The following is a 1,033-nucleotide window of genomic DNA, read 5'->3' as shown; positions in this document are numbered from 1 at the left end:
TGAAGATATGAGAAATGAATTATATGATATGATAAATTTCTGGTTAGATAAAGGTGTTGGTGGATTTAGATTAGATGTTATAGACTTAATAGGAAAACAACCAGATAAAGGTATAACAGGAAATGGTCCTAAGCTTCATGAATATCTAAAGGAAATGAATTCTAAAACTTTTGGAAATAGAGATGTATTAACAGTAGGTGAAACTTGGGGAGCGACACCCGAGATTGCTAAACTTTATAGTAATCCTGATGAGAATGAGTTAAGTATRGTATTTCAATTTGAACATATAGGACTTGATGAAATACCAGGAAAAAGTAAATGGGATTTAGCACCTCTTAATTTTATAAAATTAAAAGAGGTATTTAATAAATGGCAAACAGAACTTAAACATGATGGGTGGAACAGTTTATTTTGGAACAATCATGACCTTCCAAGAATAGTATCAAGATGGGGAAATGATAGTAAAGAGTACAGGGTTTTAAGTGCCAAAATGTTAGCAACTATACTTCATATGCAAAAGGGAACTCCATATATATTCCAAGGTGAAGAAATAGGAATGACTAATGTTAAGTTTGATAATATAGATGATTATAGAGACATAGAATTACTTAATATGTACAAGGAAAGAAAGAGTGAAGGTTACAAAGAAGAAGATATAATGAAATCTATATATGTTAAAGGACGAGATAATGCAAGAACGCCTATGCAATGGGATGATAGTGTAAATGGTGGATTTAGTAAAGTAAAACCATGGCTAAAGGTTAATCCAAATTATGTAGATATAAATGTYAAAAATAATCTANAAGATGAARATTCAATATTTAATCACTACAAAAAACTAATACAAATTAGAAAGCAAAATGATGTTGTAGTATATGGTGATTTTAAATTATTAAATAAAGATCATAAGTCTATATTTTCTTATATAAGGGAATTAAATGATGAAAAGATATTAGTAGTAGCTAACTTCTATAGGAATACTGAAGAATTTGTATTGGATAAGTCTATAAAATATAATAGCTGTAAAATATTA

1 protein-coding gene and 1 pseudogene (1 of these 2 running past the window's edge) are annotated in these 1,033 nt (G+C 28.3%); both read left to right on the top strand.

All coding sequences use genetic code 11. The features are described from left to right. Nucleotides 1-820 (top strand): annotated as a pseudogene (locus G3997_RS05540) (alpha-amylase family glycosyl hydrolase); its annotated part reaches 103 nt to the left of the window's first position; the annotation flags it as partial. Further along, nucleotides 818-1,033 (top strand): alpha-glucosidase C-terminal domain-containing protein (locus G3997_RS11905; RefSeq protein ID WP_442971258.1); only part of this gene is annotated, 216 nt, incomplete at its 3' end. The pseudogene G3997_RS05540 and the gene G3997_RS11905, both read left to right, overlap by 3 nt.

It is taken from the genome of Romboutsia sp. 13368 (assembly GCF_018336475.1).
Classification (GTDB): Bacteria; Bacillota; Clostridia; order Peptostreptococcales; family Peptostreptococcaceae; genus Romboutsia.
This window is presented reverse-complemented; position numbering and strand designations above follow the sequence as displayed.